This window comes from Streptomyces sp. NPDC001536 (assembly GCF_042894505.1).
Lineage (GTDB): Bacteria > Actinomycetota > Actinomycetes > Streptomycetales > Streptomycetaceae > Streptomyces.
In genome coordinates this window covers 114,894-131,194 of record NZ_JBIAVQ010000013.1, presented here as the reverse complement: position 1 = coordinate 131,194, position 16,301 = coordinate 114,894, and the positions used below count along the sequence as shown (strand labels likewise).

General features: G+C 70.8%; 14 protein-coding genes. 7 read left to right on the top strand and 7 right to left on the bottom strand.

The window, feature by feature from the left end; all coding sequences use genetic code 11:
* Nucleotides 1–71 precede the first annotated feature (71 nt).
* From ACFY0U_RS31640 to ACFY0U_RS31630, 3 genes are all read left to right on the top strand, one after another.
* Entirely contained in the window at nt 72–677 is a 606-nt protein-coding gene (locus ACFY0U_RS31640) for an ATP/GTP-binding protein (RefSeq protein ID WP_388641643.1), read from the top strand.
* A gap of 132 nt (nt 678–809) precedes the next feature.
* A complete protein-coding gene (locus ACFY0U_RS31635; protein WP_388641642.1) occupies nt 810–1,223 on the top strand; it encodes a roadblock/LC7 domain-containing protein in 414 nt (137 codons plus the stop codon).
* Between the two features lie 126 nt (nt 1,224–1,349).
* Nucleotides 1,350–2,249 carry a DUF6397 family protein gene (locus ACFY0U_RS31630; RefSeq protein ID WP_388641641.1) on the top strand — a complete coding sequence of 300 codons (900 nt, stop codon included), beginning with the start codon at nt 1,350–1,352 and terminating at the stop codon, nt 2,247–2,249.
* A gap of 22 nt (nt 2,250–2,271) precedes the next feature.
* Here ACFY0U_RS31630 and ACFY0U_RS31625 read toward each other — a convergent pair whose 3' ends face one another.
* Together ACFY0U_RS31625 and ACFY0U_RS31620 are read right to left on the bottom strand one after the other, a co-directional pair.
* Nucleotides 2,272–3,138 carry an acyl-CoA thioesterase gene (locus tag ACFY0U_RS31625; protein ID WP_388641640.1) on the bottom strand — a complete coding sequence of 289 codons (867 nt, stop codon included), beginning with the start codon at nt 3,136–3,138 and terminating at the stop codon, nt 2,272–2,274.
* Nucleotides 3,139–3,157: 19 nt separating this feature from the next.
* A complete protein-coding gene (locus ACFY0U_RS31620) occupies nt 3,158–5,671 on the bottom strand; it encodes a DEAD/DEAH box helicase (protein WP_388641638.1) in 2,514 nt (837 codons plus the stop codon).
* Nucleotides 5,672–5,816: 145 nt separating this feature from the next.
* Between ACFY0U_RS31620 and ACFY0U_RS31615 the strand changes: the two genes are divergently transcribed.
* Entirely contained in the window at nt 5,817–6,611 is a 795-nt protein-coding gene (locus ACFY0U_RS31615; RefSeq protein WP_388641636.1) for a metal-dependent hydrolase, read from the top strand.
* 80 nt (nt 6,612–6,691) lie between these two features.
* Here ACFY0U_RS31615 and ACFY0U_RS31610 read toward each other — a convergent pair whose 3' ends face one another.
* From ACFY0U_RS31610 to ACFY0U_RS31595, 4 genes are all read right to left on the bottom strand, one after another.
* On the bottom strand, nt 6,692–6,958 hold the full coding sequence (locus ACFY0U_RS31610; RefSeq protein WP_388641634.1) for a type B 50S ribosomal protein L31: 267 nt from the start codon (nt 6,956–6,958) through the stop codon (nt 6,692–6,694).
* Nucleotides 6,959–6,973: 15 nt separating this feature from the next.
* Entirely contained in the window at nt 6,974–7,435 is a 462-nt protein-coding gene (locus ACFY0U_RS31605) for a DUF5709 domain-containing protein (RefSeq protein WP_388641632.1), read from the bottom strand.
* 648 nt (nt 7,436–8,083) lie between these two features.
* A complete protein-coding gene (locus ACFY0U_RS31600) occupies nt 8,084–9,865 on the bottom strand; it encodes an ABC transporter ATP-binding protein (RefSeq protein ID WP_388641630.1) in 1,782 nt (593 codons plus the stop codon).
* On the bottom strand, nt 9,862–11,667 hold the full coding sequence (locus ACFY0U_RS31595) for an ABC transporter ATP-binding protein (RefSeq protein WP_388641628.1): 1,806 nt from the start codon (nt 11,665–11,667) through the stop codon (nt 9,862–9,864). Before ACFY0U_RS31595 ends, ACFY0U_RS31600 begins: the two co-directional genes overlap by 4 nt.
* Before the next feature lie 136 nt (nt 11,668–11,803).
* Between ACFY0U_RS31595 and ACFY0U_RS31590 the strand changes: the two genes are divergently transcribed.
* The 3 genes from ACFY0U_RS31590 (at nt 11,804) to ACFY0U_RS31580 (ending at nt 15,758) form a co-directional block, all read left to right on the top strand.
* A complete protein-coding gene (locus ACFY0U_RS31590) occupies nt 11,804–12,514 on the top strand; it encodes a hypothetical protein (protein WP_388641626.1) in 711 nt (236 codons plus the stop codon).
* A gap of 57 nt (nt 12,515–12,571) precedes the next feature.
* Nucleotides 12,572–14,203, top strand: coding sequence for a peptide-N4-asparagine amidase (locus ACFY0U_RS31585; RefSeq protein WP_388641624.1), 1,632 nt, complete (start codon nt 12,572–12,574; stop codon nt 14,201–14,203).
* A gap of 178 nt (nt 14,204–14,381) precedes the next feature.
* Nucleotides 14,382–15,758, top strand: coding sequence for a cation:dicarboxylate symporter family transporter (locus ACFY0U_RS31580; protein ID WP_388641623.1), 1,377 nt, complete (start codon nt 14,382–14,384; stop codon nt 15,756–15,758).
* A 58-nt stretch (nt 15,759–15,816) separates the two neighbouring features.
* Here ACFY0U_RS31580 and ACFY0U_RS31575 read toward each other — a convergent pair whose 3' ends face one another.
* Nucleotides 15,817–16,275 carry a MarR family winged helix-turn-helix transcriptional regulator gene (locus tag ACFY0U_RS31575; RefSeq protein ID WP_388641621.1) on the bottom strand — a complete coding sequence of 153 codons (459 nt, stop codon included), beginning with the start codon at nt 16,273–16,275 and terminating at the stop codon, nt 15,817–15,819.
* Nucleotides 16,276–16,301: the final 26 nt, after the last annotated feature.

Sequence of the window (16,301 nt, the reverse complement as noted above, 5' to 3'; positions counted from 1 at the left end):
CAGTTGTCATCATGCTGACTTCGCACATCTGCACCGTCGGCCGTTACCGGTACTCCCGAGAGAAGTGATCAATGGTCTCCGAGACTTCCGACGCCCAGGGCGGCGAGTCGACCGCGCTGGCGTTGAAGATACTGGTCGCCGGCGGATTCGGCGTGGGCAAGACCACCCTGGTGGGCGCCGTCAGTGAGATCAGGCCACTGCGCACCGAGGAACTCCTCAGCGAGGCCGGTCAGTTGGTGGACGACACCGACGGCGTGGACCAGAAGGTCACCACCACGGTCGCCATGGACTTCGGCCGCATCACCATCCGGTCCGGTCTCTCCCTCTACCTCTTCGGAACCCCCGGCCAGGACCGCTTCTGGTTCCTGTGGGACGAGTTGTCGCAAGGCGCCCTTGGAGCCGTGGTCCTCGCGGACACCCGGCGCCTGGAGGACTGCTTCCCCGCGGTCGACTACTTCGAGCACCGGCACATCCCGTTCGTCGTGGCCGTCAACTGCTTCGCGGGCGCCCGCACTTACGGCGCGAGTGAGGTCTCGCGCGCCCTCGACCTCGACCGCGGCACGCCCGTGGTGCTCTGCGACGCCAGGGACCGTGACTCGGGCAAGGAAGTGCTGATCCGGCTCGTCGAGTACGCGGGACGGATGCACACCGCCCGGCTGCTCGACTCGGTGGGCTGACCCGGTACTCGTGCAAAGGTTCGGCCATCTTCCGTGGCTTGGCCCGTCCTCCTTGCCCAGGCCCCGGCCGTCGGGAAGGGTGGCCGGGAGATCCTCCGGCCAGGGGGAGACGTCACACGGGGAGACGGAGACATGGCGCAGAACCAGGGACTCGGCTGGCTGCTGGACGATCTGACGGAGCGCGTCGACCATGTACGACACGCACTGGTCCTGTCCAACGACGGGCTGGTGGCGGGAGCGAGCACGGGACTGCGCCGTGAGGACGCGGAGCACCTCGCCGCCGTCGCGTCCGGACTGCACAGCCTGGCCAAGGGATCCGGCCGCCACTTCGGCGCCGGCAGAGTGCGGCAGACGATGGTCGAGTTCGACGACGCGGTGCTGTTCGTCACCGCGGCGGGAACCGGCAGCTGTCTGTGCGTGCTCAGCGGCGCGGAGGCCGACATCGGGCAGATCGCCTACGAGATGACCCTGCTCGTCAATCGCGTGGGCGAGCACCTCGCCGTGGACGTCCGCCGACCCGAACAGAACTCGGCCATCGACCTCTGACCTGCTGATTCTTCCTCCCTCGTGGAGTTATCCACAGGCTCACCCGGAGATCCGCCGGACCGGTTACGGTTTTTTCACGGCGAGCGCACACAGCGTGAGCGACCGACTCCACGGGGGAGTACGACCATGTCAGGCAGCACCGTCACCGCAACCCACCAGCTCTCCTGCGCGCCCAGCCGCGCGGCACGGGAACTGGGCCTCAAGCGCAGCGAGTTCGACCTCGCCGTCCACCTCGGCCACATCTGGACCGTCCCCGACGAAGGGGGTGGGGGCCGCCGCGTCACCCGCTCCGAGCTCGACCGGCTGCGCACCGAGGACGGCTTTCCCGAAGCGTTGCAGGAACGGGTGCGGGTCGTGGGCACCACCGAGGGCGCGGCCGTCATGGATGTGCCCGTCAGCAGGTTCACCCGCCTGGCGCGGCTGGGCGTCGTGGCGCCGGTGCGTTTTTACCTGAACCGGTACCGGGCGGTGGTCTGGCTGTATCTGGCCGAGGAACTCAGGCAGTTCGCGGCCGACGAGGAGAACTCTTCGCTGCTGAACGCCCGTCGTACGCCAGAGGGGATGCGCGATCTGCTGGACGCGGGGCTGGACCTGCGGGCCCGCAACTGGCGAGGACGTCATCGGGAGTTCCTGCTGCGCGTGGCCGACGGCCCCTGGGAGAGCGCCGGGGCCCTGGCCGCCTTCCTCGACCCCGTTCAGATCTCGGAGATCGTCCCGGACCCCTATGAACGCTCGCATCTGCTGCGCTTCCGGCCGGGCCCGCCCGCCCAGGGCGCACAGGGTTCACCCGCCGCCTACCTCGCCGAGAGGATCATGACGGCCGACGACCCGGACGAGATCAGCCGGCTGAGGACCGATCTGACCCGGACCCTGGAGGACGCCCGCAGGCTCCGACCCGCGCCACGACCCGCCGCGAAGCAGGCGCCTCCCGTGCCGGAGCAGTCCGCCACCTCCGAGCCGCCGTACGCCACGTCAGTGCCGCCGTCCCGTGGCCTGCTCGGCTGGCTGCGCCGCAAGAGCGCGTGACCTGTGGCAGCGGCCGAGTGACCTACAGCGCCCGGAACAGCCCTTCCTGGACGACGGACACCAACAGCCGTCCCTCCACGTCGTAGATCCGCCCGCGGGCCAGCCCCCGGCCGCCCGTCGCGATGGGCGACTCCTGGTCGTACAGGAACCACTCGTCCGCGCGGAACGGCCGATGGAACCACATGGCGTGATCCAGCGACGCGATGTCGAAACTCCGCGGGCCCCACAGGGGTTCGACCGGGATGCGGACGGCGTCCAGGAGGGTCATGTCACTGGCGTAGGTCAACGCGCAGGTGTGCACGACCGGATCGTCGCCGAGCGGCCCGACCGCGCGCATCCACACCGCGCTGCGCGGCTCGGCGTCCTTGACCTCCTCGGGCGTCCAGCGCAGCCGGTCGACATAGCGGATGTCGAAGGGCTGGCGGCGCGCCATCCGCTCCAACTGCTCGGGCAGCGCGCCCAGATGCCCCCGGATCTCGTCCGTCACCGACGGCAGCGACTCCGGGTCCGGGACCTTGCGGGCCGGCGGCAGCTGGTGCTCGAAGGAACCTTCCTCAGCCTTGTGAAAGGAGGCGGTGAGATTGAAGATCGTGCGGCCCTGCTGCACGGCGGTGACCCGGCGGGTCGTGAACGACCTGCCGTCCCGCACCCGTTCCACCTGGTACACGATCGGCACCCCCGGCCGGCCCGGGCGCAGGAAGTACGCGTGCAGCGAGTGCACCGGGCGGTCGCCCTCGGTGGTGCGGTTGGCGGCGACCAGGGCCTGGCCCGCCACCTGGCCGCCGAAGACCCGTTGCAGGGACTCGTTCGGGCTCAGGCCACGGAAGATGTTGACCTCGATCTGCTCCAGGTCGAGCAGGTCGACCAGTCTCTCGGCCGGGTTCGTCATGGGTGCGATTCTCCTGTGCTCACAGCTGGCCGACGTCGGTGACACGGACGACCGCGCGGCCCTCCGCGTCGGAGGCCGTCAGATCGACCTCCGCGCTGATACCCCAGTCATGGTCGTCGTTGGGGTCGTCGAAGATCTGGCGGACCCGCCACAGGCGGTTCTCCGGCTCCTCCTCGATCAGGAGCAGCTTGGGGCCGCGGGCGTCGGGACCGGTGCCGAGGTCGTCGTACTCGTCCCAGTACTTGTCCATCGCCTCGCCCCAGGCGTCGGCGTCCCAGCCGGCCTCGGCGTCCAGCTCGCCCAGCTCCTCGACCTGGTCCAGGGCGGCGAGCTCGACACGGCGGAACATGGCGTTGCGGACCAGGACCCGGAAGGCGCGCGCGTTGGTGGTGACGGGCTTGACCTCGTCGGCCTTCTCCTGGGCCTCCTCGGCGGTCATCACCTCCGGGTTGGCGAGCTGCTCCCACTCGTCCAGCAGGCTGGAGTCGACCTGGCGGACCATCTCGCCGAGCCACTCGATGAGGTCCTGGAGGTCCTCCGACTTGAGGTCGTCCGGGATGTTGTGGTCGAGCGTCTTGTAGGCACTGGCGAGGTATCGCAGGACAATGCCCTCGGTGCGGGCGAGCTCGTAGAAGGACACCAACTCCGTGAAGGACATGGCCCGTTCGTACATGTCGCGGATGACGGACTTCGGGGAGAGCGGATGGTCGCCGACCCACGGGTGGCTCTTGCGGTAGGTGTCGTACGCGTGGAAGAGCAGCTCCTCCAGAGGCTTCGGGTAGCTGATGTCCTGGAGCCGCTCCATGCGCTCCTCGTACTCGATGCCGTCCGCCTTCATCGCGGCCACCGCCTCACCCTTCGCCTTGTTCAGCTGGGCGACGAGGATCTGGCGCGGATCGTCCAGCGTCGACTCGACGACGGAGACCATGTCCAGGGCGTAGGACGGCGATTCGGGGTCGAGGAGTTCGAACGCGGCGAGCGCGAAGGTGGACAGCGGCTGGTTGAGCGCGAAGTCCTGCTGGAGGTCCACGGTGAGGCGGACGATGCGACCGCTGGCGTCCGGCTCGTCGAGCTTCTCGACGATGCCGCCGTCCAGCAGCGAGCGGTAGATCGCGATCGCGCGGCGGATGTGCTTGAGCTGCTGCTTGCGCGGCTCGTGGTTGTCCTCCAGCAGGTGCCGCATCGCGTCGAAGGCGTTGCCGGGACGGGCGATCACCGACAACAGCATCGTGTGCGTGACCCGGAAGCGGGACGTCAGCGGCTCGGGGTCGGAGGAGATCAGCTTGTCGAAGGTGTTCTCCGTCCAGGCGACGAAGCCCTCCGGTGCCTTCTTGCGGACCACCTTGCGGCGCTTCTTCGGGTCGTCGCCCGCCTTGGCGAGCGCCTTCTCGTTTTCGACCACATGCTCGGGCGCCTGCGCGACGACGAAGCCCGCCGTGTCGAAGCCGGCCCGTCCGGCGCGTCCGGCGATCTGGTGGAACTCACGGTTGCGCAGGGTGCGGACACGGTTGCCGTCGTACTTGGTCAGGGCCGTGAACAGCACCGTGCGGATGGGGACGTTGACGCCCACGCCGAGCGTGTCGGTGCCGCAGATGACCTTCAGCAGTCCGGCCTGTGCGAGCTTCTCCACCAGACGCCGGTACTTGGGCAGCATGCCGGCGTGGTGGACGCCGATGCCGTGCCGTACGTAACGGGAGAGGTTGCGGCCGAACTTGGTGGTGAAGCGGAAGTTGCCGATCAGGTCGGCGATCTGCTCCTTCTCCTCCTTCGAGCACATGTTGATGCTCATCAGCGCCTGCGCCCGCTCCACGGCCTGCGCCTGGGTGAAGTGCACGATGTAGACCGGCGCCTGCCTGGTCTGGAGGAGCTCGGTCAGGGTCTCGGTGAGCGGGGTGAACTTGTACTCGTAGGACAGCGGCACCGGACGGACCGCCGAGCGGACCACCGCCGTGGGGCGGCCGGTGCGCCGGGTGAGGTCCTCCTCGAACATCGAGACATCGCCGAGCGTGGCCGACATCAGGATGAACTGCGCCTGGGGCAGCTCCAGGATGGGGATCTGCCAGGCCCAGCCGCGGTCCCCCTCCGCGTAGAAGTGGAACTCGTCCATGACGACCTGGCCGACGTCCGCCTGCTTGCCGTCGCGCAGCGCGATCGAGGCGAGCACCTCGGCGGTGCAGCAGATGACGGGGGCGTCGGCGTTGACGGAGGCGTCGCCGGTCAGCATGCCGACGTTCTCGGTGCCGAAGATCTTGCACAGCTCGAAGAACTTCTCCGAGACCAGCGCCTTGATCGGCGCGGTGTAGAAGGTGACCTCGTCCCGGGCCAGCGCGGCGAAGTGCGCGGCCGCGGCGATCATGCTCTTGCCCGAGCCGGTGGGCGTCGACACGATCACGTTCGCACCCGAGACCACCTCGATCAGCGCCTCCTCCTGATGGGGGTAGAGCGTGAGCCCGCGCTCCCCGGCCCACGACTCGAAGGCTTCGTAGAGGGCGTCGGGGTCTGCGGTCTTCGGCAGCTGATCGATGAGGGTCACCCACCCATCTTGCCTGCCCTCCTGCCCCAGAGGGGAATCGGATGCGGAAGCGAAGATCACGAGCAGTACGCTGTGTCGCCGACAGAGCGTCAGCACGGCCGGTCAACTGGACAGCGGCACAAGAGGAATGGGGCGGGCAACGGCGATGATGGGACCAGCACACTCACTGTCGGGAGCCGCCGCCTGGCTCGGCGTCGGAGCCGCGGCCGCCGCGACGGGCCACACGATGCCCTGGCCGGTCCTGCTGGCCGGCGCCCTGATCTGCGCGGGAGCGGCGCTCGCCCCCGACCTCGATCACAAGGCGGCCACCATCTCGCGGGCCTTCGGCCCCATCTCACGGGGTCTGTGCGAGATCGTCGACAAGCTCTCGTACGCCGTCTACAAGGCGACGAAGAAGCAGGGCGACCCGCGTCGCTCCGGCGGCCACCGCACGCTCACCCACACCTGGCTGTGGGCGGTGCTGATCGGTGCGGGCGCCTCGGTCGCGGCGATCACGGGCGGCCGCTGGGCGGTCCTGGCCCTGCTCTTCGTGCACATGGTGCTGGCCATCGAGGGACTGCTGTGGCGGGCGACCCGCGGCTCCAGCGCCGACATCCTGGTCTGGCTGCTGGCCGCGACCAGCTCGTGGATCCTCGCCGGCGTCCTGGACAAGCCGGGCAACGGCTCGGACTGGCTGTTCACGGCGCCGGGCCAGGAGTACCTGTGGCTGGGCCTGCCCGTTCTGCTGGGCGCGCTGGTGCACGACATCGGGGACGCGCTGACGGTCTCCGGCTGCCCGATCCTGTGGCCGATCCCGGTGGGCCGCAAGCGCTGGTACCCGATCGGGCCGCCCAAGGCCCTGCGGTTCCGGGCGGGCAGCTGGGTCGAGCTGAAGGTGCTGATGCCGGCGTTCATGCTGCTCGGCGGGGTGGGCTGCGCGGCGGCACTGAACTTCATCTGAGGAAGGGGCCGGGAGTAGGTCGTCGGGGCGGCCTCGAACGCCGCTCGCCCCGTGCCGCCCCGGCCCGTCTCGACCGACGCTCACCCCTCGGCGCCCGGCCCCGTCCCACCGCCGTACCGTCGCTCGAACTGCGCGACGCGTCCCTCCGAGTCCACCGTCCGGGCCTTGCCGGTGTAGAAGGGGTGGCTCTCCGAGGAGATCTCCACGTCCACGACGGGGTAGGTCTCGCCGTCGTCCCACTCGATGGTCCGGTCGCTCGTGGCGGTGGACCGGGTCAGGAAGGCGTAGCCGGCGGCGCGGTCGCGGAAGACGACCTCGCGGTAGTCGGGGTGCTTGTCCTGCTGCATGTGTGCTCCTCGGGGTCAGCCGGACAGGGCGTCCTCGTCGACGATGTGCATCGCGGCCTCCTCGGCCGACGCCGCCGCACCGTCGATGCCCACATCCGTGGCGATCAGCCCACTCTCGTCGTCCTCGTGGGCGCCCTCGTCGGGGGCCACGAGCCGGCCGGAGCGCCGGGCACCGACCTCGTTGTCCAGGAGTTCGCCGTCACCGCCTTCGCAGTCGCCGATGCCGTCACCGTCGGGGACGGAGGCGTCCGGCAGCTCCTCGGCGAGCCGCTGGTCCAAGGTCTCGCGTTCGGCCGCCGTCACACCGGTGTGCTCGACCGCCCAGGGACGCTCCGGAGGAGACCAGCCCCGGTCGAGGGGGTCGCCGACACCGTCGTCGTCGAGGGTGTCCTCCGCGTCCAGCAGGCCGGCGTCGTCCTGTACCTCGGACCCGTCGGGCTGGTAGACGTCGTCTCCCCATCCGTCGGCGCTGTTCACGGATACCTCCAGGTGGTGGGGCCGGGCCCGTGGCCACCGCGGCCGTCCGCGGTGCGGGCACAGGCTGCGTCCGGCGCGAAACGCGTGGTTTCCGGACGCTCCCCGAACCGGTGCCGTTCTCCAGCCTTCCACCCCCATTCGGCACCGCGCAACGGCACGGACCGTGGACGGGGCCGCGAGCGGCGGGCCGGAGCCGCGACGCGCTCGGCCGGACGGCGTGGGCCGCCGACACCTGAGCAGCGCCTCACCAGGCGGTCGGCGGTTGAAACCGGTGCGCCGAGGGCCGGGCCGCCCCGCACCCCGCCGACGACCGCACCGAAAAGTGACAAGCGTACGGACCCGGCTGTCCGAGTGCCGCCGCACCCACCCACCGGCCCGGGACCGCGACACCGGCATCCCCGGGCCGACCGGGTGCCGCGACACTCGCTCGCCCCGGCGAACCGGGTGCCGCGACACTCGCCCGCCCCGGCCGACCGGAAGCCGAGACATCCGCACGCCCCGCCCGACCGGAAGGCGGCCCCCCCGCCCCGACCGACCTGGAGGTGACACCCCCGCACACCGACCGCCCGGAAGGCGGCACCCCCCGCCCCCACCGACCGGAAGCCGCCGCACCGAAGTACGACGGCCCCCACCCGCCGGACGGCCCCGTCAGCCGTGCCACGACCTCCACAGCGACGCATACGCCCCGTCCGCCGCCACCAGCTCGTCGTGGCTGCCCAGCTCGCTGATGCGGCCGTTCTCCACGACCGCGATGACGTCCGCGTCGTGGGCGGTGTGCAGACGGTGGGCGATGGCGACGACCGTGCGGCCGTCGAGGACCCGGGCCAGGGACCGTTCCAGGTGCCGGGCCGCGCGCGGGTCGAGCAGGGACGTCGCCTCGTCGAGGACCAGCGTGTGCGGGTCGGCCAGCACCAGACGGGCCAGCGCGATCTGCTGGGCCTGGGCGGGGGTGAGGGCCAGCCCGCCCGAGCCGACCTCCGTGTCCAGCCCTTCGTCCAGGGCCCGCGCCCAGCCGTCCGCGTCGACCGCGCCCAGCGCCGCCCACAGTTCGGCGTCGACGGCCGAGGTGCGGGCCAGGAGCAGGTTGTCGCGGAGCGAGCCCACGAAGACGTGGTGCTCCTGGTTCACCAGGGCCACGTGCGAGCGGACCCGCTCGGCCGGCATCCGGGACAGTTCCGCACCGCCCAGGGTGATCCGGCCGTCCCGGGGCGCGTAGATCCCCGCGAGCAGCCTGCCCAGGGTGGACTTGCCCGCTCCGGACGGTCCGACCAGCGCGAGACGGGTGCCGGGGGCGACCTCCAGGGACACCTTGCGCAGCACGTCCACGCCCTCGAGGTAGCCGAAGTGCACCCGGTCCGCGTGCACCTCGCGCCCGTCCGGACTGACCGAGTCGTCGCCGGCGTCCGGCTCGACGTCCCGCACGCCGACCAGCCGGGCCAGCGACACCTGGGCCACCTGGAGCTCGTCGTACCAGCGCAGGATCAGCCCGACCGGGTCGACGAGCATCTGCGCGATCAGCGCACCGGTCGTCAGCTGACCGACGTCGATCCAGCCCCGCAGGACGAACACACCGCCGACCATCAGGACCGAGGAGAGGATCAGGACGTGGGTGACGTTGATGAACGGGAAGAGCACCGACCGCAGATAGAGCGTGTAGCGCTCCCAGGCCGTCCACTCCTTGATCCGCCGCTCCGACAGTTCGACGCGGCGCGCCCCGAGGCGGTGGGCCTCGACGGTGTGCCCGGCGTCCACGGTCTCGGCGAGCGCGGCGGCGACGGCCGCGTACCCGGCGGCCTCCGAGCGGTAGGCCGACGGCGCCCGCTTGAAGTACCAGCGGCACCCGACCACCAGCACCGGCAGGGCGAGCAGCACGGCGGCGGCCAGCGGCGGCGCGGTGACGACGAGCCCGCCGAGCAGCAGGAACACCCACACCACACCGATCGACAGCTGGGGCACGGCCTCGCGCATCGCGTTGGCCAGCCGGTCGATGTCGGTCGTGATCCGGGACAGCAGATCACCCGTGCCGGCCCGCTCCAGGACACCCGGCGGCAGCCCGACCGACCGCACCAGGAAGTCCTCGCGCAGGTCGGCCAGCATCCGCTCGCCGAGTATCGCGCCGCGCAGCCGCACCTGCCGTACGAACACGGCCTGGACGACGAGCGCGAGCACGAACAGCCCGGCGGTCAGCTCCAGATGAAGCTCACGCGCCTCCTCCGAGACCCGCTCCACGAGCCCGCCGAGGAGCCACGGCCCCACCATCGACGCCACCACGGACACCGTGTTGACGGCGATCAGGATCACGAAGGCACGGCGATGTCTGCGGAACAGCTCGGTCACGTACGCGCGTACGGTCGCGGAGCCCCCGACGGGCAGGGTGTTCGCCGTCGTCGGGGCCGCCGGGTCGTACGCCGGTGGCGCCACGCCGATCATGCCGTCTCCTCGATCTCTTCCAGTACGCCCGACAGGGCGTCGTTGTCGTCGTTGTCGTCGGTGGACTCGCCGGGTTCGGTCTCGCGGGTCACGACCGCGCGGTACCGGGGTTCCTTGTGCACCAGTTCGCGGTGCACGCCCACGGCCACGACCTCGCCCTCGTGCACCAGCACGACCCGGTCCGCACGGTCCAGGAGCAGCGGCGACGAGGTGAACACCACGGTGGTGCGGCCGGACCGCAGGTTCCGGACGCCGTCGGCGATCCGGGCCTCGGTGTGCGAGTCGACGGCCGAGGTCGGCTCGTCCAGGACCAGCACCTCCGGGTCCGTGATCAACGACCGCGCCAGGGCGAGCCGCTGGCGCTGGCCGCCCGACAGGGAGCGCCCGCGTTCGGTGATGCGGGCGTCCATCGGATCGTCGGCGCTGAGCGAGCCCTGGACCAGGGCGGCCAGGACGTCCCCGCACTGCGCGGCGTCCAGCGCGCCGCGAGGGTCGACGTCACCCGAGGCGGGCACGTCGAGCAGTTCGCGCAGCGTGCCGGACAGCAGGACCGGGTCCTTGTCCTGGACGAGCACGGCGGTCCGCGCGACGGAGAGCGGCAGTTCGTCGAGCGGCACCCCGCCCAGCAGCACGGACGTCGCCTCCTCGGCGGGGTGGCCGCCCAGACGTTCCGCCAGCTGTCCCGCCGCGTCCGGGTCGCCGCACACCACGGCGGTGAGCCGGCCGGACGGGGCGAGCAGACCGGTCGCCGGGTCGTACAGGTCTCCGGTCGGCGCGGCGCCGGTCAGTGAACCTTCCTCGGAGGTGGCGCGCTCCAGCGACAGCACCCGCGCGGCCCGGCGGGCCGACGGACGCGAGAAGGAGTACGCCATGGCGATCTCCTCGAAGTGCCGCAGCGGATAGGTGAGGATCATGACCGAGCTGTAGGTGGCGACGAGCTCGCCGATGGTGATCCGGCCCTCGCGGGCCAGCCCGACGCCGTGCCAGACCACCGCGATCAGCAGCAGTCCCGGCAGCAGCACCTGGATCGCGGAGATCAGGGACCACATGCGGGCGCTGCGCACGGCGGCATGGCGCACCTCCTGGGAGGCGCTGCGGTAGCGGTCGAGGAAGAGCTCCTCGCCGCCGATGCCGCGCAGCACCCGCAGTCCGGCGACCGTGTCCGAGGCCAGCTCGGTGGCACGGCCCGCCTTCTCCCGCTGGAAGTCGGCACGCCGCGTGGCCCGGGGCAGCAGCGGCAGCACGGCGACCGCCAGCACCGGCAGGCCCACGGCGACCACGACGCCGAGCGCCGGCTGGTAGACCACCAGGCCCACGCAGACGATCACGATGGTGAGCGCGGCGGCGGTGAACCGGGAGACGGCCTCCACGAACCAGCCGATCTTCTCGATGTCACCCGTGGAGACGGCCACGACCTCACCGGCCGAGACCCGTCGGGTGAGCCCCGCGCCCAGCGAGGAGGCCTTGCGGGCCAGCAGTTGCTGGACGCGGGCGGCGGCGGTGATCCAGTTGGTGATGGCGGTGCGGTGCAGGAAGGTGTCGCCGATCGCGTTGCCCGCGCAGGCCAGCGCCAGCAGTCCGCCCGCGAGGGCGAGCCGGCTGCCGGAGCGGTCGACGACGGCCTGTACGGCGAGGCCCACACAGAACGGCAGGGCGGAGACGGACACGAAGTGCACCAGTCCCCAGGCCAGGGATCTGAGTTGTCCGCCCAGCTGATTCCGGAAGAGCCACCACAGGAATCGGGGACCCGAGCGCGCGTCCGGCACACCCGGGTCGGGATACGGAAGGTCGTGAATCTGCATGACGGATGACGTCCCAGTGGCTCGTGTCAGGGGGGTGGAGGGACCGCGGACGGCGGTAGCAAACCGTGAAAGGTTCGCGTCATCGCGTGGTCGGAGGCAAACGGTTTTCCGGTCGAACGGATGCGACCATGGCCGAGTGTCGAGCTATGTACGACGTGCGGTGGCCTGCGCAGTCCTCCTCGCGGCGCTGGCCGCCTGCGCGAGCCCCCGGACCGACGCGGCGAGACCCGCGTCGAGGCCCACGACCACCACCCCCACCACCGCTCCCACCGGTCTCCCGGGCATCGGCGACCGCTTCCGGCACCGCATCCCGGGCGACTCCCGCCAGGTCGTCGCGGTCTACGGCGACGGCAGGAACTCGCCCCACTCCACGGTCGTTCTCCACACGAAGCACGGCTCCTCCTGGGTGCGCACCCGCAGTTGGCCCGCGCACAACGGCAAGAAGGGCTGGACCACGGACCACCGCGAGGGCGACAAGCGCAGCCCCGTCGGCGTGTTCACCCTCACCGACGCGGGCGGCGTCCTGAAGAACCCCGGCTCGAAACTCCCCTACACCCGCTCCGCCGCCTTCGCCGCCCCGCGCTGGTGGCCCGAATCCCACTGGCGCGACTTCGACTACGTCATCGCCATCGACTACAACCGGGTCAAGGGCACTCCACCGAACGACCCCACCAGGCCCGGCGGCGAGGCCAAGGGCGGCGGCATCTGGCTCCACATGGACCACGGCAGCGGTACGTCCGCCTGCGTCACCCTGTCCGGATCGGCGATGCGGTACCTGCTGCGCACGCTCGACCCGGACCGGCATCCTGTGGTGGTGATGGGGGACAGGGCCGACCTGGCGAGCTAGCACTCGCGGGGGAGGCCTCATTGCGGAGAGCGCCCAACTCGCCGTAGAACACCGGCCATGAAGAGACGGATCATCATGTCCATGCTCACAGGAGCGACCCTCCTGGCGAGCACCCTCCTCGGCGCGACCCCCGCCCAACCGGCCGACGCGCCTGCCCGGTCGAGCGACGCGCCCGCCCGATCCGCCGACGTCCCCGCGGAGTTCGGCTCCGACTGGCACGACCCCATCACCGCCGCCCCGCCCGTCACCAGACCCTCCGGCAGGTCCTGCCAAGTCACGCTGGCCGAGGCGCAGTTCCGTGACTTCACGCCGTACAGGGGCACTTACACCCCGCCCGACGGCTGCGGCGACCGCTGGAGCAAGGTCGTGCTGCGGATGGACGGCAAGGTGAAGGGGCGTCAGTACGACCGGCTCGGCCATCTGCACGTCGGCGGGGTCGAGATCTTCCGCACGTCGACCCCGCAGCCGTCGCCCGACGGGATCGAGTGGTCGGTCGAGAAGGACGTCACGCGCTACAGCGACACCCTCCGGGGCAGCCACGACGTCGAGATGCTCATCGGGAACGTCGTCGACGGCACGTACACCGGCATCATCGACGTCAAGGTCACGCTCACCTTCTACGCCGGCCGGCCCGCCGCCACCCCCGACCGGGTCCTCACCCCGGCCGACGGCACCATCACCACCCCGCGCAACAGCGAACGCATCGTCGCCGAGGTGTACGCCACCGGATCCGGCGGCGGCTGCGAGGAGTACTGGTACCTGACGGTGCCCGACGAGGCGCCGTACTCCTGCAAGGCGACGGGCGGCCCCTACCGCGAGGTGCAGATCAAGGTCGACGGCCGACTCGCCGGGATCGCCGCGCCGTTCCCGCACGTGTGGACCGGCGGCTGGTCCAACCCCTTCCTCTGGTACGTCGTTCCGGGACCGCGCGCCTTCGACGTCAAGCCGATCGAATACGACCTGACGCCGTTCGCGGGGATCCTCAACGACGGCCGTCCCCACCGCATAGAGGTCGACGTCGTCGGCGTCCCCGAGGGGCAGACCGGCTGGAGCGCCCCCGTGAACGTCCTCGTCTGGCAGGACGCGAAGAGCACCCGGGTCACCGGCGGGCTCACCGAGCACACCGTCGGCGACCTCGCCAACTCCACGGCGTACACCCCCGGTTCGCAGCACCGACTGGACACCGAGGGCGCGCACCGGCTCACCGTCGCGGGATACGTCGACACCTCGCACGGCCGGGTGACCACCACCGTCCGGCGCGCGCTCGCCAACACCTCCACGCACCGGTGGACCGACGGCGAGAACGTCGACGCGCTCCAGGCCACCTGGACGGACGACGAGTCGGTCACCGTCGACGGACGGGGCCCGGCCCGCACGACGCGCACGCATCGGACGTACACCATGGACGGCACCACCACGCTCGGTGCGGACGACCGGCTGCGCACCGTGCTGACGCTCGGCGACCGGGCCACGGCCACCGTCACGCGCGAGGGGCGCCGAACGGCGTGGTCACGGCTCGACGACACCTACACCGGTGACGCCACCTGGACCGTCAACGTCCCGCGCGACCAGCGGCACGCGGTCGGCACGACGAGCGAGCGCTACCGGCTGTACGGGTCGGACGGCTGTCACGACCGCACCCTGACCACGGTTCAAGGGGTGCTCACCGAGGATCACCGAGGCTGCTGAGGTGAGTTGTGTGCGATGCGTCACTCAAGGCGTGATTTACACGGCAGAAACGCGGCGGTCTCGTGGGAGATCAACGGCGCGGTCAAAGTGATCGCCACGGAAGCCGCTTTCCGTATCGCAGAAGTCCCCGACGTCCCCTCGGGGCCTCTGTGCACCGACGTCCCCCCAAGGAGTGCCCGTGCCGCCGTCCGTCCCGTCCCTGCCGCGACGCGTCGCACGCATACTGCGTACCTCACTCTTCGCCCAGGTCGCCGTAGCGCTGGTCCTCGGCATCGTTGTCGGAAAGCTCTGGCCCGACTTCGCCTCCGACCTCCAGCCGCTCGGCGACGGCTTCACCCGGCTCATCAAGACGATCATCTCGCCGCTCGTGTTCTGCGTGGTCGTCGTCGGCATCGCCAAGGCCGGCGACCTCAAGGCCTTCGGCCGGATCGGGCTCAAGGCCCTGATCTGGTTCGAGGTCGCGAGCACGCTGGCCCTGATCATCGGTCTCCTCGCGGCCAACGTCGTCCAGCCCGGCTCGGGGATGAACGTCGACCCGGCCACGCTGAACAGCGCGGCGGTCGACGCGAAGACCGGCGGCGGCTCGCTGCCCTCGACGACCGAGTTCATCGTCAACGCGATCCCCACCAGTTTCATCGGCGCCTTCGCCGAGAACTCGCTCCTCCAGGTGCTCATCCTGGCCTGTCTCGTGGGTGCCGCGCTGCTCCACCTCGGCCACACCAAGGTGCCGAAGGTGCTGCCCGCCATCGAGCAGGCCCAGGAGATCATCTTCGCGGTCGTCGGCTTCATCATGCGCCTGGCCCCGATCGCGGTCTTCGGCGCGATGGCCGTCCTGATCGGCCAGTACGGCCTCGGCGTCATCGAGACCTACGCCAAGCTGATCATCCTGTGCTACGCGGCCGCCGCGCTCTTCATCGCGCTGCTCGCCATCGCGCTCAAGATGCTCACCGGGCTCAGCCTCTGGAAGTTCCTGCGCTACATCCGCGAGGAGATGCTGCTCGCCCTCGGAACCGCCTCCACCGAGTCGGTCATGCCGCGCGTCATGCAGAAGCTCCGCAAGGCGGGCGCCCGCGACGACGCCGTGGGTCTGGTGCTGCCGACGGGTTACTCCTTCAACCTCGACGGCGCCTCGCTCTACCTGTCCATCGGCACCCTGTTCATCGCCCAGGCCGTGGGCGTCGACCTCAGCCTGAGCCAGCAGATCACCGTGATCCTGGTGCTGATGCTGACCAGCAAGGGCATGGCGGGCATCCCGGGTTCGGCCTTCCTGGCCCTGTCCGCGACCGCCTCCTCGCTGGGCGCGATCCCGGCCGGCGCCGTCGCCCTGCTGCTCGGCGTGGACCGCATCATGGACTCGATGCGTGTCGTCACGAACCTGCTCGGCAACTGCGTCGCCGTCTTCGCGGTGTCCCGCTGGGAGGGCGCGCTGGACCTGGACAAGGCCAAGAAGGTGCTGGACGAAGGGAAGGCCGACCCCGAGCCGGAAGAGGCCGAGGAGCCGGCCGCCCTGGTACCCAGCCAGAAGACCAAGGAGACCGCCTCCGAGGCCAGTTGACGACAGCTCCACCAAAAAGAGGGGCCGCGGCGACCTGCCGCGGCCCTTTCTCATGCCGTCAACAGCTCTTCCCCGGCTCGGGCGCGGCCCCGTCCACCAACGTGTCCAGCAACCCGCCCAGCACCTCACGCTGCTCCACCGTCAGCGGCGCCAGAATCTCCGCCGCGGCCGCCCTACGAGCCCCCCGCAGCTCCCGCAGGGCCTTGTGCCCGTCGTCCGTGAGCTCGATCCGGATGACCCGCCGGTTCGTCGGATCCGGCACCCGCCGCACCTTGCCGCTCGTCTCCAGACCGTCGACCAGCGACGTCACCGCGCGCGGCACGACCTCCAGGTGCTCGGCCAGATCGGCCATGCGCGGCGGCGAGTCGCAGTGCGCGAGCGTGCGCAGCAACCGCGACTGGGCGGGAGTGACGCCCAGACCGCTCTGCTCGATGTGCCGCTTCTGGATGCGGAGCACCCGGCGCGTGAACCGCAGCAACTGCTCGGCGAGCGGGCCGTCGGAATCGGGGGTGGTCATACGGGAACAATAACAGGACCATGTGC